Raw genomic sequence first — 22474 nt, 5'->3', positions numbered from 1 at the left:
GTCACAGGGGCTGCGCAGACGCCTCATAAGCGCTGTAATGGCGGCGTGGTCAGTGAGGGCGCTGCGGTACGCGGAATCAGAACGGAGCGCGCCGAAATAGCCCTCGAAACGCTCACGGGCGATCCCGGCGCTCCCGACCGGCTCCGGCGTGTCCTCGAACAGGCGCTGGTGTTCGCCGGTGCCGCGTTCGCCGGGGTGTACACACCCGGCGACGACGGAACCGTGCTGCGGCTGGCCGAGTCGGCCGGACTGCCCCGCACCTTCTTCGGACTGCGTGACGCCTACCCGGCCGTGGGGCGGTCCCCGGCCGCCGAGGCCTACGGCACCGGGCGGTCCGTGTGGCTGGGACCCCAGGAGCTGGCCGACTGCCCGGACGCGCGGCGGACCCCGTCCCAGGAGTTCTCGCTGGCGGTCCTGCCGGTGCCCGGCCACGCCGGACTCCTGGTCGTGGTCGGCGAACGGGACGGCGGGTTCGGCCCCGAGGACCGCGCCTGCCTGGAGCTGATCGCCGACGCGATCGTCCTGCCCGCCCCGCTTCCCACCGTCTCCGACACCGGCGAACTGCCCGCCGACGCGTTCAGCCTCGCCATGGACACCGGCCGGATCGAGGTCGGCGACGGCATCCTCGGCCTCTTCGACATGAGCCGGGACGACTTCGACGGCAAGGTCGAGACCCTGCTGGGCCGCACCCTGCCCGAGGACGTGCCCGCCCTGATGTCCGTGGTCGAGGCCGACCACATGTCCATCGGCGACCGCGAGCTGGAGTTCCGGATCCTGGAGCCCTCCGGCTCGCCCAAGTGGCTGCGGCTGCGCGGCCGCATGGTGCCGGGCACCGAGGGGCGCCCCGCCCGGCTGGCCGGTACCGTCGCCGACGCCTCCACCCTCCGCTCCGAGGTCACCGACGTGGCCCGGGTACAGCGGCTCGCCGCCGCGCTGGCCACCGCCGGCACGGTCAAGGACGTCAGCCAGGCCGTCGTCACCGCCCTGCGCGGACCGCTCAAGGCCGACCGCATAGCCCTGGCCGAACTGGAGAACGAGCGCCTGGTCGTCACCGTCCTGGACCCGCCCGACGCCGACGCCTGGCCCGAGCTGTGGCGCACCGAATGGCGCACCGAATGGCCGGACGCGCCGGTACGCGCCATGCCCACCCTGGCCGCCGCCCTGCGCGTGGGCCGCCCCCGGATCTGGCCCGTCACGACCGCCCTGGAACCCGCCCTGGCCGAGGTCGGCCCCGGCGGCCTCGCCGTGCTGCCGCTGCCCGCCGGCGGCCGGATGGCCGGGGCCTGTCTGATCGGCTGGGACAACCCGCACGACTTCGGCCCCGACGAACGCGCCCTGCTCACCGCCGCCGCCGGACTCGCCGGGCAGGCCCTGATGCGCGCCCACGCCTTCGACGCCGAGCACGAACTGGTCGGCATGCTCCAGCGCGCCCTGCTGCCCCGCCGCCTGCCCCGGCTGCCCGGCGCGCTCGCCGTCGCCCGCTATCTGCCCCCCACCGAGGGGCTGGAGGTGGGCGGCGACTGGTACGACGTGATCCCGCTGACCGACAACCACGTCGCCCTCGTCATCGGTGACGTCCAGGGCCACAGCGCCGCGGCCGCCACCCTGATGGGCCAGATGCGCACCGCGCTGCGCGCCTACGCGGCCGAGGGGCACACCCCCGACGTGGTCGTCTCGCACACCAACCGGCTCCTCATGGACATGGAGAGCGACCTCTTCGCCACCTGCTGCTACGTCGACGTCGACATGGAGGCCGGCATCGCCTGGTGCGTGCGCGCCGGGCATCTGCAGCCGGTCCTGCGTCACCCGGACGGCACCACCGAGGTCGCCCGGACCGAGGGCGGCCCGCCGCTCGGCGTGGTGGCCCAGGCCGACTTCCCCATGACCCAGCTCAGCCTGCGCCCCGGCACGCTGCTCGCGCTCACCACCGACGGCCTGGTCGAGTCCCGCGACGCCGACATCGACGTCGGCATGGAGCGCTTCGCCCGCGACCTCGGCGCCTCCGACCCCAGCCACCTCGGGCTGGTCGCCGACGCCCTGCTCGGCAACGCCCACCGCACCGACGACGTCGCCCTGCTGCTGATGCGCTACGACGGCATGGCCGTGCTCCCGCTGCGGGAGAGCTGGACGGTGTGGCGGGTCCCGGAGGCGGCCCGGCACGCCCGCCGCTTCAGCCGCCGCACCCTGCGCTCCTGGGGCGTCACCGACGACGCCATGGACGCGGGCCTGCTGGTGGTCTCCGAGCTCGTCACCAACGCGCTGATCCACACCGACGGCCCGGTCCGGCTGGATCTGACCCTGGTCGACCACCGGCTGCGCATCGCCGTCGCCGACGGCTCGCCGCGCAGCCCGGTGAAGCCCGCGAACATCGGCTGGGAGGCCACCGGCGGGCGCGGGATCCTGCTCGTCGAGGCCATGTCGACCGCCTGGGGGACCGTGCCGGTCAGCGGTGGCAAACAGGTGTGGGCGGATCTCGTCCTGGAGGGCTGAGGGCGGGGCGGACACCCGGCCGTCTCGGGAGGCGAGGCGAACGGACCGTCCTTAATGTCCTTGATGTGGCACACACCTTCGAAGAACTCGTGGCGAAGCACCGCGCGGCCGACGCGGCCCACGACCAGGTCCTGGAACTGCGGGACACCTACGGACCGCCGGCCCTGCAACAGCCGGGCGGCGCCCAGTCCGAGACCTATGAGACCGCCCTGCGCGCCTGGCGCGACCTCGCCCGCGACGAACTGACCGCGGTGAGCGAGTACGCCCGCGACGAGGGCCGGGTGCGGTCCGAGGTCGAGGCGGAGGTGGAACGCGCGGCCGCCTGGCCGGAGGACTCCTGAGCTGCGCCGGAGCGTGCGCCGAAATCATCGTACAAAACGGACGAGATGCCACTTCGGGGCACCTCGTGGTCACATGACATCCGCACCAAGGCCATACTGTCGTAACCCATCAGGAAAACAGAAGAACGTCTCAACCGGATGTTCACCTATAAGGTGTAGTGAATGAAGGCTTTGGTGCTCTCCGGCGGTGCCGGCACACGGCTGCGGCCGATCACCCACACATCGGCGAAACAGCTCGTGCCGGTGGCGAACAAACCCGTGTTGTTCTACGGGCTCGAATCCCTTGCCGCCGCCGGCGTCACCCAGGTCGGGATGATCGTCGGCGACACCGCCGCCGAGATCGAGGAAGCGGTCGGCGACGGGTCGAAGTTCGGCCTCGACGTCACCTACATCCCCCAGGAGCGCCCGCTGGGCCTGGCCCACGCCGTGCTGATCGCGCGGGACTTCCTCGGCGACGACGACTTCGTCATGTACCTCGGCGACAACTTCATCGTCGGCGGCATCAGCGGACTGGTCGGCGAGTTCCGCGAGACCCGCCCCGACGCCCAGATCCTCCTCACCCACGTGCCCAACCCGCGGGCCTTCGGCGTCGCCGAGCTGGACGCCGACGGCCAGGTGATCGGCCTGGAGGAGAAGCCGCAGGAGCCCAAGAGCGACCTCGCCCTGGTCGGCGTCTACCTGTTCACGCCGGCCATCCACGACGCCGTGCGCGCCATCAAGCCGTCCTGGCGCGGCGAGCTGGAGATCACCCACGCCATCCAGCACCTCATCGACCAGCGTGCCGACGTCCGCTCCACGGTGATCAAGGGCTACTGGAAGGACACCGGCAACGTCGTCGACATGCTGGAGGTCAACCGGACCGTCCTGGAGGCCATGGACCCGCGGATCGACGGCGAGGTCGACGACGCCAGCCAGATCGTCGGACGGGTGGTCGTCGAGGCGGGCGCCCGCGTCACCAACTCGCGGATCGTCGGCCCGGCCGTGATCGGCGCCGGTACCGTCGTCGGCGACTCCTACGTGGGCCCCTTCACCTCGATCGCCGAGAACTGCCGGATCACGGAGAGCGAGCTGGAGTTCTCCATAGTGCTGCGGGACTCCTCCATCGACGGGGTGGGCCGGATCGAGTCCTCGCTGATCGGCCGGCATGTCGAGGTGACCCCCGCAGCCGGCACCCCCAGTGCCCACCGCCTCGTCCTCGGAGACCACAGCAAGGTGCAGATCCGTTCATGAACCTCCTCGTCACCGGCGCCGCCGGCTTCATCGGCTCCACGTACGTCCGCGGCCTGCTCGCCGACGGCGCTCCCGACGCGCCGCACATCACCGTGCTGGACAAGCTCACCTACGCGGGCACCCTCACCAACCTGCCCGCGTCGCATCCCCGGCTGACCTTCGTGCAGGGCGACATCTGCGACGCCGAGCTGGTCGACAGGCTCATGGCCGAGGCCGACCAGGTGGTGCACTTCGCGGCCGAGTCGCACGTGGACCGCTCCATCGACGGGGCCGGCGCGTTCGTCCGCACCAACGTGGTCGGCACCCAGACCCTCCTCGACGCGGCCCTGCGGCACGGCGTCGGCCCGTTCGTGCACGTCTCCACCGACGAGGTCTACGGCTCCATCGAGACCGGTTCCTGGCCGGAGACCCACCCGCTCCAGCCGAACTCGCCGTACTCCGCCTCCAAGGCCTCCTCGGACCTGCTCGCGCTGGCCTTCCACCGCACCCACGGCCTGGACGTACGCGTCACCCGCTGCTCCAACAACTACGGGCCGCACCAGTTCCCCGAGAAGGTCATCCCGCTGTTCGTCAGCAACCTCCTCGACGGCAGGAACGTGCCCCTGTACGGCGACGGCAGCAACGTCCGCGACTGGCTGCACGTCGAGGACCACTGCCAGGGCATCGACCTGGTCCGCACCGGCGGCCGGGCCGGCGAGGTCTACAACATCGGCGGCGGCACCGAGCTCAGCAACAAGGAACTCACCGGCCTGCTCCTGGAAGCCTGCGGCGCCGGCTGGGACCGCGTCGACCGCGTCGCCGACCGCAAGGGCCACGACCAGCGCTACTCCGTCGACTGGAGCAAGATCCACGACGAGCTGGGCTACACCCCCAAGCACGACTTCACCTCCGGCCTGGCCGCCACCGTCGCCTGGTACCGCGACAACCGGGACTGGTGGGAGCCGCTCAAGGAACGCGCCGCCCTCGAATCCCGCAAGGAGCAGGAGAAGCACTGATGAAGTGGCTCGTCGCCGGCGCGGCCGGGATGCTCGGCCACGACATGGTCGAGGAACTCACCCGCCGGGGTGCGGAGGTGGTGGCCCTGGGCCGCGCCGACCTCGACGTCACCAGCGCCGACTCGGTGGCGGCGGCGCTCGCCGGACACCGGCCCGACCTGGTGGTGAACTGCGCCGCGTACACGGCCGTCGACGACGCCGAGACCGACGAGGAGCGGGCCCTGCTGATCAACGGCGAGGGCCCGCGCCTGCTGGCCCGCGCCGCCGCCCGGCACGGCGCCCGCCTCGTCCATGTCTCCACGGACTACGTCTTCGACGGCGACGCCCGCACCAGCCCGTACCCGGAGGGCCACCCCACCGCCCCGCGCACCGCCTACGGACGCACCAAGCTCGCGGGCGAGCGAGCCGTCCTGACGGAGCTCCCGGGCGCGAGCGCGGTGGTCCGTACGGCCTGGCTGTACGGCACGCACGGACAGAACTTCGTGCGCACGATGATCGAACTGGAGTCCCGCCGGGACACCCTCGACGTCGTCGACGACCAGCGCGGCCAGCCCACCTGGAGCGCCGACCTGGCCGCCCGGATCGCCGACCTCGGCCCCCGCCTCGGGCGGGACGGCCGCGCGCACGGCGTCTTCCACGGCACCAACTCCGGCACGGCCACCTGGTGCGAGCTGGCCCGTGAGGTGTTCCGCCTCCTCGACGCCGACCCGGAACGGGTGCGCCCCACCACCAGTGCGGCGTTCGTCCGCCCGGCACCCCGCCCCGCGTACAGCGCCCTCGGGCACGACCGGTGGGCCGAGGTCGGTCTGGAACCGCCGCGGGACTGGCGTCAGGCCCTGGCGGAGGGGCTGCCGCACATCCGCAAGGAGATGTCCGCATAAGGCACTTCGCGCCTACCTGCCGCAGGGCGGCCGACGGCCCACCGAGCTCGTCGGCCGCCCTGCGGTGCAGGGAAATTCCGGAGCCCGCCGAGCCTTTTTCACAGGCCGTCGCGTTACCCCCTTGTGGATGGCCCCCGTTCACTACGATGATGCTTTGAATGTCTTGTGGGTCGGGTAGGGAAAGGATTTGTCCCGCGATGTCGATGCGAGCGACCGTAAAGTCCGTACTGGGTGAGAAGAATGTGCGGGTCCTGCGACGACTGAAGCGGCGCCTGTCCGCCCAGCCGGCCAAACCGGCCAAGCCGACCGGGCTGGACGCGATCTCCGGGGATCTCAACAAACTCGCCCAGCACTTCAAGACGGACAAGTGGGGAATACACCGCTACACCCAGCACTACCAGCGCCATCTCGGGCACCTGAAGAACGACTCGTTCAACCTGTTGGAAATCGGCATCGGCGGCTACAACAGGCCAGGTCAGGGTGGTGCCTCGCTGCGTATGTGGAAGCAGTTCTTCCCCAAGGCGCAGATTTTCGGAATGGACATCCAGGACAAGTCATTTGTCGACGAGGACCGCATCACGACGTTCATCGGAGACCAGTCCGATCCGTCGTCCCTGAACGCAGTCGTCGACAAGATCGGTGAACTGGACGTCATCATCGACGACGGCAGTCACCGTAGTCCGCATGTGCTCACGACGTTCGCCACGCTCTTCCCCCGGCTCAAGGACGGTGGCATCTACATCGTCGAGGACACGCAGTCGTCGTACTGGCCCGAATGGCAGGGCAGCGAGGATCTCGACGCGGCGCACACCAGTATGGGGATGCTGAAGCGGCTGGTGGACGGGCTGAATTACGAGGAATTCGTCGTCGAGAACTATCAGCCGACGTACACGGACCTCAATATCGTCGGTGTGCACTTCTACCACAACCTGGTGATCATCGAAAAAGGCCGCAATGCCGAGGGCAGCAACAAGCGCAGCGCGCTGAAGCAGCGCTACGCCAAGTCCTGACACCGCTCACCCGAGGGGGCCGAGCCACGGCTCGGCCCCCTCGGCGTGTTCAGGCCCGCAACTGCTCGTAGTACGCCAGGCAGTCCGCGTACGACGGCAGCAGCCCGGACGCCGCCGCCTCAGCCAGCGAGGGCGCCTCGGCGTCCTTCTCCGACAGCACCGGCTCCAGGCCCTCGGGCCACTCGATGCCCAGCTCGGGGTCGAGCGGGTTGATGCCGTGCTCACGGCCCGGCGCGTACCCGGCCGAGCACAGGTACACCACCGTGGCGTCGTCGGTCAGCGCCATGAACGCGTGCCCGAGGCCCTCCGAGAGGAACACGGCGTGCCGGTTCTCCTCGTCCAGCCGCACCGCCTCCCAGCGGCCGAACGTGGGGGAGCCGACCCGGATGTCCACGACGACGTCCAGCACGGCTCCGCGCACGCACTTGACGTACTTGGACTGGCTCGGCGGCACGTCGGCGAAGTGGATGCCGCGCAGCACGCCCCGCCGTGAGACCGAGCAGTTGGCCTGGGCGAGGTCGAGGTCGTAGCCGAGGGCCTCACGGAACTCCCCGGCCCTGAACCACTCGTGGAAGCTGCCCCGGTCGTCGGGGAAGACCTTCGGCTCCTGGACCCAGGCGCCTTCGATGTCCAGCGGTCGCACGGTTCCTACTTGCCTTCCTGTCGTGCGGGCTTGCCCCTGCCCAGGGCTCTGACCAGTGCGCGGCGCACCGGCAGCGGGAGCCTGCGGGCGAGGCGGCGGGCCGCGCTCGGCCTGGGCTTCGGCTTGGCGGCGGGCTTGGGCGCGGCCGCCGCGGGCTTCTTCGAGGCCGGCTTGGCCACCTTCAGGCCCTCGGGGGAGTTGCGCACGACGAGCGGCAGCGTGAAGAAGCGCGGCTCGGGCGCGTCCGCGACCAGGCACAGGGCCAGTCGCCAGCCGCCCTCCTGGAGCGACCGCACCGGCAGCGGGGCGTCCAGCACCGCTCCGCCGCCCTCGGCGGGCGACAGCGTGGCCGGCACCTCCAGCACCTCGGCGGCGGGCTTCGGGCCGGTCAGCCGGACCGAAGCCTTGACGTCACCGGCGACATGGAACGGCAGTACCGCGCGCAGCCGGTCGCCCGCGACGGTGAAGTCCGCGGGCTCGAACGCGCCGAAGCCCAGCCGCTTGCTCGCCATGTCGACGTCGAGCGCGAAGTTGTCCTTGACCGTCCAGTACGGCAGCACCCGGCGACCGCCGACCACGCCCGGGAACGGCATCGCGGGCAAGGGCTCCCTGGACACCGGGAACAGCCGGTGCTCCCGGGTCCAGCCGCCGATGGTCAGCCGGATGAACGCGTCCCACAGTCCGGCCGGCAGCGGGGTGCCGCTGGCGGCGGTGGCCGGGTCCACGGTGGCGGTGGCCCTGACCACGAGCCGGACGCGGCCGGGCTCGCCCTCGACGGGCAGCGTCTCGCGGGTGATCTCGACCGGCTGGAAGAACTGCGCGTGGGTCTCGCGCTCCCGCATCATCAGGTCGACGTTGGCCTTCCCGAAGCGGGCGGCGGTGCCACGCTCCAGCCGGGCGATGGCGTCGGCGACGGTCTCGGGCGGCCCGTCGAGCGGGACGACGGCGGTGTCGGCCGGGTACGTCTTGGGCGCGCCGTCCGCGGTGTACTCGGCAGTGAAGCCGATCTTCAGCGCGCCGCCGTCCCAGGTGACGCTCTCCATGGCCGTCGAGGGGCCGATGGAGGCCTCCCACTCGGCGACCGCGAGCACGTCCTCGTAGCGGCCGGCGCCGGCGAGCTCGGTGACCACGCGGTGGGCCGGCTCCAGCAGGGCGAACACGGAGGGGCCCATGCGCTCGGCGATCACCTTGTGGATCTCGTCGAAGAGCTCCCTGCGGTAGTCGTCCGGCAGCTTCAGGAACCGTTTGCCGCGCAGCCGCTCGCCCATCTCGCTGCGCAGCCAGCGGCGGAACATCCGGTCGCGCGTGGGGCCGGGCTCGGTGTAGCGCTCGACGACGTCGAGGGCCTCACGCAGATTGGCGAAGTAGCCGACCGGGTCGAAGCGCTGGAAGCCGGCGTTGGAGGCGTCCTCGCGCTTGAGGTGGTAGTAGCAGACGTAGTCGCTGAGCACGGAGATGTTCGACGCGCGCAGGTACGCCTCGGCCACGAAGACATGGTCCTCAAGGCGCCTCCTGCCTTCGGGGAAGCGCAGCCCGATGCGGTCCAGGAAGGACCGGCGCAGCATCTTGTGCGGGGTGAGGCTGTCCATCAGCGGGGCGTTGTCGACGGTGGCCCGCGGGTGGTTGTGGCGAAACAGCTCCACCGGCACCGGGCGGCCCTTGCCGGCCATCTTGCCGATGATCAGGTCGGCCTCGTTCGCGACGCCGTAGTCGTACATCCGCTTCAGGGCTTCGTCGCCGAGGAAGTCGTCGTTGTCGACGAACATCACGAACTCGCCCTTGGAGGCCGCGATGCCGACGTTGCGGGGCTTGCCGGACCAGCCGGAGGGCTCCTGGTGGATGACATGGACGTGCGGGTGCTCGGCGGCGAGCGCGTCGAGCCGGGCCGGGGTCCCGTCACTGGAGCCGTCGTTCACGAAGATCACTTCGTACTCGTCGCGCGGCAGCGACTGCCGCAGCACCGAGGCGATGCAGTCCTCGATATAGGGCCCCGGATTGTAGACAGGGACGACAACACTGACCTTGACCGGCATCCGGCTTCCTAGCCCCCTGGATAGGCCGTCCGTTCCTCTGGACGGCACGTACTTGTGGCCGAATGCTAACCCGGTCTTGGCCTCGGGGTTTCTCACCCCTGGGTCAAGACCGGGTCGTGAAGGGTCAGCCGTGCGTCAAGACGCCTGCTCAGCCGTGGGTCTTGGCGAGCAGCTCCAGGACCTCGGCCGTGCTGCCCGATTCGCCGAGCCGCGGGAAGACCCGCTCCACGCTGCCGCGGTGCGCCTCCGGGTCGGCGTCGGCCATCGCGTCCGTGGCGAGCGTCACGTGGTAGCCGTGCGCATAGGCGTCGCGGGCGGTGGACTCCACGCCGATGCTGGTGGCGATGCCGGTCAGGACGATCTGGGTGACGCCCCGGCGGCGCAGCTGGACGTCCAGGGCGGTGCCGTGGAAGGCGCTCCAGTTGTGCTTGGTGATGGGGATGTCGCCGTCGTGGCCGGAGAGCTCGTCGACGACGATGTCCCAGCCCTCCGGGAAGGCGAGACCGCGCGGCTGGCGCTCGGTGCGGCCCGGGACGGCGTCGGCGCCGTCGGCGGCGAAGGACACCCGGACCAGGACCACGGGCAGGTTCCGGGCGCGGAAGGCGTCGGCCAGCTCGACGCTGCGGGCCACGACCTCGGCTCCGGAGTACGGCTGGGTCGGCATCCCCACGATGCCCTGCTGGAGGTCGATGACGACAAGGGCGGTACGCGGGTCGAGGGTGCTCAGAGACATGGGGTGGATCAGGCCTTTCGGAGGGCTTGACGGGGTTGGGGGGTGAGTCGGGCGAGGGAACGGTCCGGCAGGGTGATCGCCAGCAGCAGTGCGGAGCCGACGAGCATGAACAGGGCCAGGCCGTGCAGCCCGCCCGTGTCGGCGCGGTGCGGGAAGAACGCCGCGGTGGCGGCGGAGGCACCCAGCGCGCCGAGGTACATGAAGGTGCGCAGCAGCCCGGCGGCGGAGCCGATCCGCTCCGGGTCGGTCTGCCGGTAGAGCGCGTTCTGCGCGGCGAGGCCGAGCAGGCCCTGCGGTATGCCCAGCAGCACTCCGGTGGCCAGGAGCACCCAGACCGGGCTGTGGGCGTCGAACAGCAGCAGGGCCGCGCAGCCCGCGATCTGCAGCACGGAGCCGGTCAGCAGCTTGGCGCGGATCGCCTCGCGGCGGCCGGTGAGCGTGGCGACGACCAGCGCGGCACCGGACAGCGGCAGCAGCACGAGCCCCGCGGTGGAGGCGCTGAGACCGCGGCCCTCCTCCAGCCACTGGGTGTAGCCGTACAGGACGGCGTAGGAGGTGACGTTGCCGAGGAACTGCCTCACGTAGGTGGCGATGAGCGGGACGTTGCCGCCGAGGACACGCAGGTCGACGAAGGGGTCCGGGACGCGCAGTTCCCGGGCCGCGAAGGCGGCGGCCGCGAGGAGGGTCAGGGCCGGCAGGTACCAGCGGTCCGGCCGCGGGTCCATCAGGAAGAGCATCAGGGCGACCAGCAGGACGGCGAAGAGGGCCATGCCGGGAAGGTCCATGTGCCGGTGCCGCTCGGCGGGTTCGGCCTTCGGCAGCCACAGCACGCCCAGGACCAGACAGGCCGCCGAGAGCGGCACGTTCACGGTGAACACCAGGTGCCAGCCGCCGGCGCCGATCAGCAGCCCGCCCAGCGTCGGGCCGATCACGGACACGGTCTGTGCGGACACGGCGAGCGCGGTGAGCACCCCGGCCGGGCTGTCCTGCCCGGTGCGTTCGGCCTCGCTCCGGGTCAGCCGCATCGCCGCCGGGAACGCCGCCGACGTGCCGAAGCCGAGCAGCACCCGGGAGGCGATCAGCACGCCCAGCGAGGGCGCCAGCGCGCCCATCAGTCCGGCGACGCCCACCAGGGCCGTGGCGACGAGGTAGAGCCGGCGCGGCCCGTACATGTCCACCAGCCGCCCGATCACCGGCTGGCCCACGGCCGTCGCCAGGTAGAGCGCGGAGACCAGCCACACCGTCTCGGCGGGCGGGGCGCCGAAGGCGATGCCGATCGGCACCAGGGCAACGGCGATCATCGAGGAGTTGATCGGGTTCAGTACGGAACCCAGGACCATCGGGGCGATCAGGCGCCGGTCGAAGCCGTCGGGGGCGGGGCGGGTGTCCTGCGGGGTGCGTCCGGTGAGCCTCGGTATCACGGCCGCGAGAGCCGTTCCAGCAGTTCGAACGCGGTGAGCATGGTCTGGCGTTCCTCCTCGGTGTAGCGCTCCTGGAAGGCGCGGGCCAGCCACTCGTCGCGCACCTGCCGGTTGCCCTCGACACGGGCCTGCCCGGCCTCGGTGAGGGTGACCAGCTGGCGGCGGCCGTCGGTGGGGTCGGGGCTGCGGCGGATCAGCCCCTGCTGGTCGAGGGCGGCCAGCGTGGTGGCCATCGACTGCGGCCGCACCCCCTCGGCGGAGGCCAGCGCGCTGGCCGTGGCGGCGCCGTGCTTGGAGACCAGGGTGAGCGCCGACTCCTGGGACGGGGTGAGGTCCGCGTCCTGGGCGACCTCCCGGATACGGCGGCGCAGTCTGCTGAACGCCACGCGCAGGTTGCGCGCCGTGCGGGTCGCGGAGTCGGAGATCTGAACCATGCGGGCCACCCTAGGACCGTCAGTGAAACCTGTCCAGTCGGAACTGTTAAGTTCAAACTGTAGATCCCGTGCGCTCGTTAGGCTGGCCCCGTGCGCCTGCTCCTCACCTCCGACACGCACCTCCCGGTGCGCGCCAAGCGGCTCCCGGACCGGCTCCTCGCCGAACTCCCGCGCGCGGACGTCGTCCTCCACGCCGGCGACTGGGTCGACGAGGCCACCCTCGACCTGCTGGAGAGCCACAGCCGCCGGCTGATCGCGGTCTACGGCAACAACGACGGCCCCGGCCTGCGCGCCCGGCTCCCCGAGGTCGCCTACGCCGAGCTGGGCGGCCTGCGCTTCGGAGTGGTCCACGAGACCGGTCCCGCGCAAGGACGTGAGGCCCGCTGCGCCGCCCGCTTCCCGGACCTGGACGTCCTGGTCTTCGGGCACAGCCACATCCCCTGGGACACCACGGCCCCGGCCGGCCTGCGTCTCCTCAACCCCGGCTCGCCCACCGACCGCCGCCGCCAGCCGCACTGCACGTACCTCACCGCGACCGTCGCCGACGGCGCGTTGACGGAGGTGACACTCCACCGACTGCCGCCGCGCTGACGGGATGCGCGGACGATCTCCGACTCCGGCCTGCCCGATGCCGTTCCCGCCGGCTGACCGGCTGGAACGCCGTGGACCACGCCGGTGCCGGAGGGCGACCCGGGATCCGTCAGGGTGCGATCCCCACCCCGTCGATCCTGCTCCACCGCTTCTCCTGCGCTGCCGTCATGGCCGGCCAGTGCAGTCCGCCCGGCCGCGGGCGGACCCGGGAGGCGTAGGAGGCGGGGCGGAAGTCCGCGTCGTAGAAGCAGCCCGTCGCGTAGGTCCGGTCGAACGCGGCGCACGAGTCCGCGATCGTCCTGGGCGTCGGCTTCCTGCCCGTGCGCACCCAACCGTCCAGTGCCGCGATCGAGTTGGCGTACTCCGCGTCGCTCAGCGCACTGTGCTCGGACTCGTGGGTGAACGTCTGCACGAGGTAGCGGTCCCGGTGCGCGCCGCGCAGGGTGGCCCGGTAGGCCGCCTCGTGCTCCACGAACGCCGTCGGATCGTCGATCGCGTGCATCGTGAGCACCGGGATCGACACCTTGCCGGTGAGATCGCTGTCGTAGGACAGGTCGCGTACCGCCGTCGGATCGGCGCCGAACCGCTCGACCCCGGCGTTGAGCGCCTCGTCGTCGTGCGACCCCGAGTAGCGGACGCCCTGGTTCGAGAACGGATTACGGCCGCCGAGCCGGTCGCGCACGATGTCCCGGAACGTGAAGACCGCGAACCGCAGATGCGACTCCAGGGTGCGCTCGGGAACGCCGGTCACGGCGAGGATGTCGTCCAGGTTGCTCTGCTGGAGGGCGGTGCGTTCCTGCGGGGCCGAGGCGTAGCCGGTGCACTCCTGGAGCCGGGCGCGCAGTCCGGCCGTCGTCAGCGTCGAGTCCGCGCGCAGCCCCTGCCACAGCGGGTACTGGGGTTCGGTCGGCCGGGGCATGTTCTGGCAGTAGTACTGGTAGACGACGCGGAGGTCGACGCGGTAGTCGTACCCCCGGGACCCGCCGCCGAGGACACCGCTGGTGAGCAGCGCCCCGTCGTACGGTCCGCCCCGCCTGCCGTACACCTCGACGACCTTGGCGGCGACGTCCCCGCCCCAGGACTGGCCGTGGACGTACGTCCGCCGCGGCTTCCCGAAGTTCTCGACGAACAGCCGGCGCACGTTCTCGGTGTCCTCGGCGGCCATGCGGGTGCCGTAGCCGCCCCTGCGGTAGGACGAACCCGCCCAGGCGTACCCCTCCTTCACCATCACCGACCAGCGGGCCAGGTCGTCGACGCTGCGCGCCGGGTCCGAGCCGGTGCCGAGATCGGGGCCGCCGTGGGCGTGCACGACCAGGGAGCCGTTCCAGTGCTCGGGGACGGCGATGGCGTAGTAGGCGCCGTGGGCGTCCTGGCCGGTGTAACAGGTGGCCTTGCCGTCGAGTTGTGCCGGGCACGAGACGGCGGCCGGGGGTGGTGTCTCGGCCTGTGCGGGAGGGGCGCCGGCGAAGGCGGCGGTGAGGGCCGCCGCCAGTGAGGCGAGCAGTCCGGTACGCCGGCGGCTCGTCCGGCGGATCCGTGCGGGGGTTCTCGACCTGTCCAAGGCGCGGCTCCCTGTCCTCGTCGGCGCTCCTTCGCGCCGTCCGCGGCGATGCTAGGGAGCGGGCCGGGACCGGAACCATGGCTCGGGCGTTGTGTTCATAGTGTTCGGCGGACGGAACACGTCATCGGTGTCCCGGCCGGTCGCCGCCGGCACCATCCGGCGGGCCGTCGCGTCCTGTTCCTCGAAGACCGCGGTGCCCCGGCAGGCAGGGCGCGACCCGTTCGATGCCGAGGAACGCGTGAACTCGTGCCGCGGCGCCAGGACTCGCTCCTGCCGGCGGTCAGTGCACGGCGGCCGTGTGGATGGCCCCGGTGGTCGACGTCAGCGGCGCACCGCTGCCGCCCCAGCGCAGGGCGACGATCTCGGCGGCGACGGACACGGCGACCTCCTCGGGCGTACGGGCGCCGAGATCGAGGCCGAGCGGCGAGCGCAGCCGGGACAGCTCGGCCTCGGCGAGCCCGGCCTCGGCCAGCCGGGCACGCCGCTCCTCGTGGGTCCTGCGGCTGCCCATCGCCCCGATGTAGGCGGCCGGCCGGCGCAACGCCTCCTCCAGCAGCGGCACGTCGAACTTCGGGTCGTGGGTGAGGACACAGATCACCGTGCGGTCGTCGGTCGCGGTGCCGCGCAGATAGCGGTGCGGCCAGTCCACGACCACCTCGACGGCGGCCGGGAACCGCTTGGGTGTGGCGAAGACCGGACGGGCGTCGCAGACGGTGACCCGGTAGCCGAGGAAGTCACCGATGCGGGCCACCGCCGCCGCGTAGTCGATCGCGCCGAACACCAGCATCCGCGGCGGCGGCGCGAACGACTCCAGGAACACCGTCACCGCGTCCTCGCGGCGCTCCCCGTGCGGGCCGTAGTGCCGCAGGACCGAGGCGCCGAGCGCGAGTTCACCGCGCGCGTCCGCGGTGACGGCGACGTCGAGGCCGGTCGCGCCGAGCGTGCCCGCCGCCCGGCCGGGCCATACGGCGAGCGTGGCACCGCGCGGAGCGGGCCCGTCCACCACCGTGGCGACGGTCACCGGCTCGCCCGCGGCGACCGACGCGGCGACCGCGCCGAACGCCGGGTCCGACGCGGCGGTCACCGGCCGCACCAGCACGGTGATCTCGCCGCCGCAGGTCAGCCCCACCGCGAACGCGTCCTCGTCGCTGTACCCGAAGGTCTGCAGCCGCGGCTCGCCGCTCGCCACGACCTCCTGCGCCAGTTCGAACACGGCGCCCTCCACACAGCCCCCGGAGACGCTGCCCACGACCTCGTCGTCCGGCCCCACCGCCATGGCCGCGCCCGGTCCGCGTGGCGCGCTGCGGCTGACCTCGACCACCGTGGCCAGCCCGAACGGGTTCCCGGCCGCGTGCCAGCCGGCCAGCGTCGGCAGAATCTCACGCACGATCCGCTCCTCTCGCCGCCGACGGCGCGTAACCGGGCCGCGCCCTGCGGGGGTTCGCCCGCATCACCCGGCGGGCCAAGGGGTGCGGCCGGTGCGTCTGCTGCCCGAGCAGACAGTGGGCGAGCAGCAGACGGGGTGCCACCTCGTCCTCGTAGGGCGCGTCCACGGTCGGCTCGATGTGGGTCATGTGCCTCCAGACCGTTCGGACCGTGCGGCAGGAGCGAGGGGCGAAGTGGTGCGTATGCATCAGGATGGTGTGATGCGGATCACTCTATGGCCGAGTTCTGGAGGCGGCGAGCGCTGCGGCGGGGCTGTCGTCGAACGTTGGTCGGACCGACACCCTCGCCCCGGAACGGCAGCGCGGTGTCACCATCAAGTCCGCGGTCGTGACGTTCCCCCTCGGCTCCGGCTCGGGTCGTGGCAGATGTACACCCGTGGGGCACCGCCCTCGTCGGGTACGGGCTCCCCGGCGGTGGCGCGCACGCCCTCGCGGACGGTCTCGCCGGTGCGCGGGTCGACCACCCGGTAGGGGAGCGGGACGTTCGCCGGATCGGTGACGAACAGCGGGCCGCCCTCCTCCGCGTAGCAGAGGTAGAGCACGCCGGGGACGGACAGGCCCCGGGGCGCCAGGGCGGACCGCCAGTCCGGCCGCATGTCCGTCAGCGGAAGCCCGTCGAGGATGCGCGCGACGAGCCCGACGTGGCGCGAGCCCTCGAAGGCCAGCGCCTCCCGCCAGCCCGCGTCCTGCGCCAGGAAGAACTCCTCGTGCCCGGGTTCGGCGGCGTGCAGCCGCCACTGCCACAGGCTCGCCGCGCCGTACACCACGCCCATCGTGCCGCCCGCGCAGAGGTTGCTCCAGGCCTCGTGCCCCTGCCACCAGCCCGCGGCCCGGCCGGGGCGGCCGGTGTTCTCGTACGTCGGCTCGCCGTTGGCGACCGCCTTGGCCGGGGTGTTGCGCCACATGTCCGCGACCCGTTCCTGGACGTGCCCGCCCATGTGGCCGGTCTGGCACCACTGGAAGTGCAGCCATGCTTCGCTCTGGTGGGCGCGATTGTCGGAGTGCGGCCGGTAGTGGATGCCGCAGGGCTGGCCGTAGCCGTCCCAGCGCCCGACCTCCGCGCCGCCCGCCGCGATCCCCGGTTCGCTGCCCTCGCCGTCGGCGCCGACCAGATAGACGGCGGGGGCGGCGCCGTAGCGGGCGACCAGATAGCGGCAGTAGCGCGCGTACTCCTGCGGCGGGACCACCGGACCGGCCACCCGCAGGCCCTTCCAGCCGAAGCCGTGGAAGAGCGGCTGGAGCACGGGCACGATCCCGTGCTCGTGCAGGATTCCGATCAGCCGGTCGAGGTACCGGAAGTACGCCGGGTTCAGCACATTGACGTGCCCGGTGGACAGGTCCTCGAAGCCGACGTCGAACCCCTCGTCCGCGGTGCGGTCGCGCGGGCCGCGCGCGTCCGTGTCGGGCTGGACGCTCATCAGCAGGGCCGCGTTGAAGCCCTTGGCCCGCCGGTCGGCGGCGTACTGAGTGACCTGTTCCTCGGTGGCCCGCCAGGGCAGGGCCCAGGCGGTGTCGCCGACCAGCAGCGCGGGCGTCCCGTCGGCGTGCACCAGGCTGCGTCCGCCGGGCGACATCCGCCAGAAGCCGTGCCGGTGGAAGGCGTTGCCGTCGTCCGCGGCGGGGCGGACGACGAGCGCTCCGCCCTGCCCCGACAGTCCTTCGTCCGCGACGGAACTGCCGCTGCGCCAGCTCCAGCGGCCCTCCGTCTCCGGGGAGGCGAAACGCACCTTCCAGACCCGTCCGCCGTCCCAGAAGGCCGGGCGGCGCAGGACCGTCCCGGACTCATGGGTGAACTCGGCCCATACGTCGACGTTCGTGTAGGGGTTGGCGTAGTCGCGTACCCCGGTCAGAGTGATCTCGGTCTGCCGCCAGGGGGCGGCCACCTGCTCCGCCCCCGGCCCCGTACCGCTCATGACCGGCTCACCCCCGGGCGACGGCGATGCCGGCGGTGAGCGGCAGGATCGTCGACGACGGGCCCGCCTCCAACACGAAGGTCCCCGGCTCGACCGCCCAGCGGCCCGCCTCGGTGTCCCAGTGCCGCAGCGCCCGCGTGTCCATCGTCACCGTCGCGACGACCTCCTCGCCGGCCGCCGCCTCGACCACGGCGAACCCGGCCAGCCAGCGGACCGGTCGCTCGACACCACTGCCCGGACGGCCGGCGTACACCTGCACGACCTCCTTGCCGTGCCGTGCGCCACTGTTACGTATCCGTACTTCCGCCGTGAAGCCGGCGTCGGGCCGCACCTCGCCGGGGACGTCGATCGAGTCGTACTCCCACGTGGTGTACCCGAGTCCGTGGCCGAAGCCGTACCGCGGCGGCTGCCATCCGGCACGGCCGTCGCCCCGGTAGCCGATGAACAGCCCCTCGTCGTAGGCGAGGACGCCGTCGACCGGCTCGGTGGCGGGCAGCCCCCGCTCGGACGCGGGCCAGACCGTCGGCAGCCGTCCGCCCGGCTCCGCCACACCCAGCAGGACATCGGCGAGCGCGTTGCCGAACTCCTGCCCGGGGAACCAGGCGAGCAGCACCGCCGCCACCTCCTCGGCCCAGGGGAGCAGCACCGGGGCCCCGGAGTTGACCACCACGACGGTACGGGGGTTGGCCTCGGCGACCCGGCGGACCAGTTCGTCCTGTCGGCCGGGCAGGGCCAGGCTGTCGCGGTCGAAGCCCTCGCTCTCGACCTCCTCGGTGGTGCCGACCACGACCACGGCGACCTCGGCCGCGCGGGCGAGCGCAACCGCCCGCTCGATCTCCTCGTCGTCGCTGCCGTGCGGCGGTTCGAGGTTGAGCTGGAACACACTGACCGCGTCGCCCATGGCGTCGTCCGTAGAGGCGACGTCGTGGGTGAGGACGACCTCGGTCTCCTCGTTCTCGGCCAGCTCGACGGTGTGGAGCCGCTGGGGCGGAGTCATCAGCCCCTCCACCAGGTCGGCGCCCGGCGGGAGTTGGAGGCGCTCGTCGAACACCTCCACCCCCGCGACGGACAACCGGAAGCGTCCGATGCCCGAGCCGCCGATCGCGTACCGGCCGGCGTCGCTCGCGCGGATGACGGTGTGCACCTCCACCCGGGCGACCTGACCGATGGGCACACCAGCCCCGTAGGAACCCATCCAGGTGTAGGCGGCCCCGGCGCGGCGTTCGGAGCCGAGCACGGTGCCGTCCGCGGCGAGGAAGCGCACCTCCGTACCCTCGCCGGAGCCGTCGGGATGGCGAAGGTAGGACGGATCCGCAATCGGTGTGCGGGTCTGCGGGGTGACGCCGATCGCGTGGGTGACCTCGACGCCGTCGCCGAGGGCGACGCGGATGCCGTCGAGCGGTGAGACGGTGTACGGCGGGAAGACGGTGGCGCTGCCGCCGCCGAGGGTCCGGGCCACGGCGGCGTTGGGGCCGAGAACGGCGACCCGGCTCAGGGCCGCGCGGTCCAGCGGCAGCACGGCGTCCTCGTTGCGGGCCAGCACGAACCCGGCGGCCGCGGTCTCGCGCAGCCGGGCCGCCACCGACACCGCGTCGTACTCCGGCGGGAGGGCGGCGGTGGGCATGTCACTCAGCGCGCCGACCCGGGCGGCGAGCCGCAGCAGCCGCAGCACCTTGTCGTCCACGAGCGCCTCGTCGACCTTGCCCTTGCGTACGGCGGCGACCAGCGCATCGCCCCACGGTCCGATCGGGCCGGGCATCACCAGGTCGAGCGCGGCGCGCGCGGACGGCTCGGTGGTGCGCACGGCGAACCAGTCCGACATCACCAGCCCGTCGAAACCCCAGTCGTCGTGCAGCACCTCGCGCAGCAACGGGCTCTCGGTCATCGAGTGCCCGTTGACCCCGTTGTAGGCGGCCATGACGGCCCAGGCGCGGCCCTCGCCGACGATGGCCTCGAAGGGTGCCAGGTACAGCTCCCGCAGGGCGCGCTCGCCGATCCGCGCGTCGACCGTCATCCGCTGGGTCTCCGAGTCGTTGCCGACGAAGTGCTTCACGGTGGCAGCCACGCCGCCGCCCTGGACACCTCGGACATAGGCGACCCCGATCCGCGCGGTGAGCAGCGGGTCCTCGCTGAAGCACTCGAAGTGCCGTCCGCCGTAGGGGGTGCGGTGCAGGTTCACGGTGGGGGCGAGGAGGACGTCCACGCCCTTGCCGCGTGCCTCGTGGGCGAGCAGTCCGCCCAGTCGCTCGACCAGCGGTTCGTCCCAGGTGGCGGCCAGTGCCGTGGGCGAGGGCACGTTGGCGGAGGGGCTGCGCTCGTCCCACAACTCGCCGCGGACTCCGGCGGGTCCGTCGGAGACGACCAGCCGGCGCAGGCCGACGGCGGGCTCGGGATGGAGGGACCAGAAGTCCGCGCCGGTCAGCAGGCTCACCTTCTGCTCCAGGGTGAGCGCGCCGAGGCGCCTGGCGAACTCGGCTTCGTCAGTCGCGGACGGAGTGTCGGTGGGGGTGGGCTGCCGGGTCACGGCGTCCTCCTCGAAGAAGTGGGTTCGGTGGGGGAGAGGGGCAGCACGGGGGCGTCGCCGGCGCGCTCGCCCTCGTGCTCGACGAGCACCCGGACGTCCCAGGGCCCGAGCACGAGCGGGCTTCCGGCGGCGAGGCGCTCACCGGTGAACAGGTCGCGAACGTCCCCTGGCAGGCGGTAGTCGACCGGATCCCAGGCCCAGTTGTGGACGAAACGCAGGACGGCGCCGTCGGCGGTGGCTGCGGACGTGCAGGTGACGGATGCCGGCCGGTCCTCGCGCCAGGCGTCGGACGGAAGCGAGACCGCGGCGACCCAGTCCGCGAGGCTGTGCGAGAGTTCGCGGTCCGGGACGGTGCCGACGTACGTCACCCGGCCGTCGCCGTACTCATGGGTGGTGACGGCCGCGAACTGGCCCAGGTGCGGATGCTCGTACCCGGCGAGGACGGTGGCGCCCTCCGGGATCAGCCCGTCGGCCCATGCGGTGCCCTGCCCGTGCAGGGCGGGGCCGTTCGACGTCCCGTCCCCCTCCGCGATCGTGACCGGGGTCAGCACATTGGTGAACTCCTGGTAGTACGCGCCCGCGGCCGGGCGCAGCACTCCGGGCATGACCGTGTGCCGGGCGACGGCCTCCTCGTCGGCGTAGCCGGTGCGGGGAGTGAGGACGAGATGACCGCCGGCTTCGGCGTACCGGCGCAGCAGATCGAGTGTCGCGTCGTCCGCGACGTACAGCGCCGGGACGACCAGCACCGGCCAGCGGTCCACCAACTCCTCTGGAATGGAGGGCAGTTGCTCAGGGGCGACGACGTCGACGGACAGCCCGGCGTCGAACAGGCCCCGGTAGAAAGCGGCGACGATGCGGTCGTAGGACTGCGGATCGCCGAACCAGGCGGGGGTGTTCCCCCTGAGCGGTGCCATGAACTCCATGGCCCAGCGGCTGTCGGCGGACAGCAGCATCGCCACGTCGCTGCGGGGCCGCAGGCCGTCGATCGCCGGGCCCGCCTGGTGGAGTTCCTCGGCGATCACCGAGAGCTCCTGGTACGTCCGGCCGGGCTCCAGACTGTGGCCGAGGACGCCGCCCCAGTAGGTCTCGGCGCCGTAGTGCAGGGAGTGCCAGTGCCAGTACTCGATCATCCTGGCGCCGCGCGCGACCATGCTCCACACGGCCTGGCGGGCCTGGCCCCGGTAGAGCGGGAAGTTGTCCGCGGAGCCGCCGATCGAGGTGGCGTTGGTCTCCATGACGAGGAAGGGTTCCTGGCGGATGCCGCGTGCCAGGTCGTTCTGGAGGTAGAGCCAGGCGGGGCCGGACCAGGAGACGAAGAACGGATACAGTCCGCCGTCCGGCTCGTCGGGACCCGGCAGGGCCAGCCCCTCCTGGGTGGCGTAGTAGATGTTCGCCCCGGCGATGTCGAGCGGCCGGCCGATCGCCGAGATGTCCAGGCCCTGCTGGCCGAGGGCGACGCAGGTGGTGACGAAGTGGTGCTCCGGCACGAGGCCGCGGACCAGCTCGGCGTGCCAGGTGATGTACTCCTGGGTCAGCCGGGACTGGTAGCGGCGCCAGGCGAGGTCGTACGACGGGGTGGAGTTGCCGTCGGGGGTCCACAGATCCGCCCAGTCCTGCAGACGGTGGGACCAGTAGGTGAGCCCCCAGCGGCGGTTGAGCGTCTCGACGTCGCCGTAGCGCTCGCGGAGGTGGTCGAGGAAGCCCTGGAACACCGAGTCGTTGTGGAAGAGCCGCAGTCCGGGCTCGTTGTCGACCTGCCAGCCGATGACCGCCGGGTGGTCGGCGTAGCGCCCCACGATCTTGCGGACCAGCCGCTCGGCGAGATGCCGGAAGGCGGGGTGCGAGTAGTCCGCGTCCTGCCGCATCCCGTACGGAATGGGCTGCCCGGTGCCGGAACGGGCAGCCGTCTCCGGGTACTTGCGGCGCAGCCACGGCGGGACGGCGTAGGTCGGGGTGCCCACGATCGCCTTGATGCCGCGGTCGTGGGCGGCGTCGAGCACCGGCTGCAGCCAGTCCAGGTCGAACTGCCCCTCGCGGGGTTCCCAGGTCGACCAGACCGACTCGCCGACCCGGATGACGCTGAACCCGGCCTCGGCCATCAGATCCAGGTCCTGTGCGAGCCGTTCGTAAGGCTGGTACTCGGTGTAGTAGGCGGCTCCGAAGAGCATGCGCGGGAAGAAGGTGCCCATGCGGTACTGGTGACTTTCTGTCAGGTGCCGGTCGGGTGTC

Annotated in this window: 18 protein-coding genes; 7 read left to right on the top strand and 11 right to left on the bottom strand. The window is 72.1% G+C overall.

Annotation, left to right across the window (positions count from 1 at the left end; genetic code table 11):
* Positions 1–45 precede the first annotated feature (45 nt).
* The 6 genes from ACFWXC_RS22965 to ACFWXC_RS22940 all read left to right on the top strand — a co-directional run bounded on the left by ACFWXC_RS22965 (position 46) and on the right by ACFWXC_RS22940 (position 6947).
* Positions 46–2490 (top strand): SpoIIE family protein phosphatase, encoded by a 2445-nt coding sequence (locus tag ACFWXC_RS22965; RefSeq protein WP_384481404.1) that lies wholly within the window; start codon positions 46–48, stop codon positions 2488–2490.
* A 65-nt stretch (positions 2491–2555) separates the two neighbouring features.
* Entirely contained in the window at positions 2556–2831 is a 276-nt protein-coding gene (locus tag ACFWXC_RS22960; protein ID WP_384481403.1) for a hypothetical protein, read from the top strand.
* A 162-nt stretch (positions 2832–2993) separates the two neighbouring features.
* Positions 2994–4061 carry a glucose-1-phosphate thymidylyltransferase gene (locus ACFWXC_RS22955; protein ID WP_384481401.1) on the top strand — a complete coding sequence of 356 codons (1068 nt, stop codon included), beginning with the start codon at positions 2994–2996 and terminating at the stop codon, positions 4059–4061.
* Positions 4058–5056 carry a dTDP-glucose 4,6-dehydratase gene (gene rfbB / locus ACFWXC_RS22950; protein ID WP_384481399.1) on the top strand — a complete coding sequence of 333 codons (999 nt, stop codon included), beginning with the start codon at positions 4058–4060 and terminating at the stop codon, positions 5054–5056. Before ACFWXC_RS22955 ends, rfbB begins: the two co-directional genes overlap by 4 nt.
* Complete coding sequence (rfbD, locus tag ACFWXC_RS22945) at positions 5056–5937, top strand: dTDP-4-dehydrorhamnose reductase (protein ID WP_384481397.1); 882 nt, start codon at positions 5056–5058, stop codon at positions 5935–5937. Before rfbB ends, rfbD begins: the two co-directional genes overlap by 1 nt.
* Before the next feature lie 197 nt (positions 5938–6134).
* Positions 6135–6947 carry a hypothetical protein gene (locus ACFWXC_RS22940; protein WP_384481395.1) on the top strand — a complete coding sequence of 271 codons (813 nt, stop codon included), beginning with the start codon at positions 6135–6137 and terminating at the stop codon, positions 6945–6947.
* A gap of 49 nt (positions 6948–6996) precedes the next feature.
* On the opposite strand, the gene rfbC is transcribed toward ACFWXC_RS22940, so the two are convergent.
* From rfbC to ACFWXC_RS22915, 5 genes are all read right to left on the bottom strand, one after another.
* Positions 6997–7590, bottom strand: coding sequence for a dTDP-4-dehydrorhamnose 3,5-epimerase (gene rfbC, locus ACFWXC_RS22935; protein ID WP_384481393.1), 594 nt, complete (start codon positions 7588–7590; stop codon positions 6997–6999).
* 5 nt (positions 7591–7595) lie between these two features.
* Entirely contained in the window at positions 7596–9623 is a 2028-nt protein-coding gene (locus ACFWXC_RS22930) for a glycosyltransferase family 2 protein (RefSeq protein ID WP_384481391.1), read from the bottom strand.
* A gap of 148 nt (positions 9624–9771) precedes the next feature.
* Positions 9772–10356, bottom strand: a complete 585-nt coding sequence (locus tag ACFWXC_RS22925) for a hydrolase (protein WP_384481389.1) — start codon at positions 10354–10356, stop codon at positions 9772–9774.
* 8 nt (positions 10357–10364) lie between these two features.
* Complete coding sequence (locus ACFWXC_RS22920; protein WP_384481387.1) at positions 10365–11777, bottom strand: MFS transporter; 1413 nt, start codon at positions 11775–11777, stop codon at positions 10365–10367.
* A complete protein-coding gene (locus ACFWXC_RS22915) occupies positions 11774–12211 on the bottom strand; it encodes a MarR family winged helix-turn-helix transcriptional regulator (protein WP_384481385.1) in 438 nt (145 codons plus the stop codon). The genes ACFWXC_RS22920 and ACFWXC_RS22915 overlap by 4 nt, the downstream gene beginning before the upstream one ends.
* Before the next feature lie 90 nt (positions 12212–12301).
* Between ACFWXC_RS22915 and ACFWXC_RS22910 the strand changes: the two genes are divergently transcribed.
* Positions 12302–12802 (top strand): metallophosphoesterase family protein, encoded by a 501-nt coding sequence (locus ACFWXC_RS22910; protein ID WP_384481383.1) that lies wholly within the window; start codon positions 12302–12304, stop codon positions 12800–12802.
* A gap of 109 nt (positions 12803–12911) precedes the next feature.
* Here the strand turns inward: ACFWXC_RS22910 and ACFWXC_RS22905 are convergent, their stop codons facing one another.
* The 6 genes from ACFWXC_RS22905 to ACFWXC_RS22880 all read right to left on the bottom strand — a co-directional run bounded on the left by ACFWXC_RS22905 (position 12912) and on the right by ACFWXC_RS22880 (position 22434).
* Positions 12912–14363 (bottom strand): hypothetical protein, encoded by a 1452-nt coding sequence (locus tag ACFWXC_RS22905; RefSeq protein WP_384481382.1) that lies wholly within the window; start codon positions 14361–14363, stop codon positions 12912–12914.
* Between the two features lie 280 nt (positions 14364–14643).
* Positions 14644–15750, bottom strand: a complete 1107-nt coding sequence (locus ACFWXC_RS22900) for an XdhC family protein (RefSeq protein ID WP_384481380.1) — start codon at positions 15748–15750, stop codon at positions 14644–14646.
* Positions 15743–15937, bottom strand: coding sequence for a hypothetical protein (locus ACFWXC_RS22895; RefSeq protein WP_384481378.1), 195 nt, complete (start codon positions 15935–15937; stop codon positions 15743–15745). Before ACFWXC_RS22895 ends, ACFWXC_RS22900 begins: the two co-directional genes overlap by 8 nt.
* A 185-nt stretch (positions 15938–16122) precedes the next feature.
* Positions 16123–17721 (bottom strand): DUF4038 domain-containing protein, encoded by a 1599-nt coding sequence (locus ACFWXC_RS22890; protein WP_384481376.1) that lies wholly within the window; start codon positions 17719–17721, stop codon positions 16123–16125.
* 7 nt (positions 17722–17728) lie between these two features.
* On the bottom strand, positions 17729–20245 hold the full coding sequence (locus tag ACFWXC_RS22885) for a beta-glucosidase (RefSeq protein WP_384481374.1): 2517 nt from the start codon (positions 20243–20245) through the stop codon (positions 17729–17731).
* Complete coding sequence (locus ACFWXC_RS22880) at positions 20242–22434, bottom strand: beta-galactosidase (RefSeq protein ID WP_384481372.1); 2193 nt, start codon at positions 22432–22434, stop codon at positions 20242–20244. The genes ACFWXC_RS22885 and ACFWXC_RS22880 overlap by 4 nt, the downstream gene beginning before the upstream one ends.
* Between the last annotated feature and the right edge of the window lie 40 nt (positions 22435–22474).

The sequence above is a fragment of the Streptomyces sp. NPDC058683 genome, from assembly GCF_042716195.1.
GTDB lineage: Bacteria > Actinomycetota > Actinomycetes > Streptomycetales > Streptomycetaceae > Streptomyces.
Note: the sequence above shows the minus strand (reverse complement) of the source record. Positions and strands in the feature narration are given on the sequence as shown.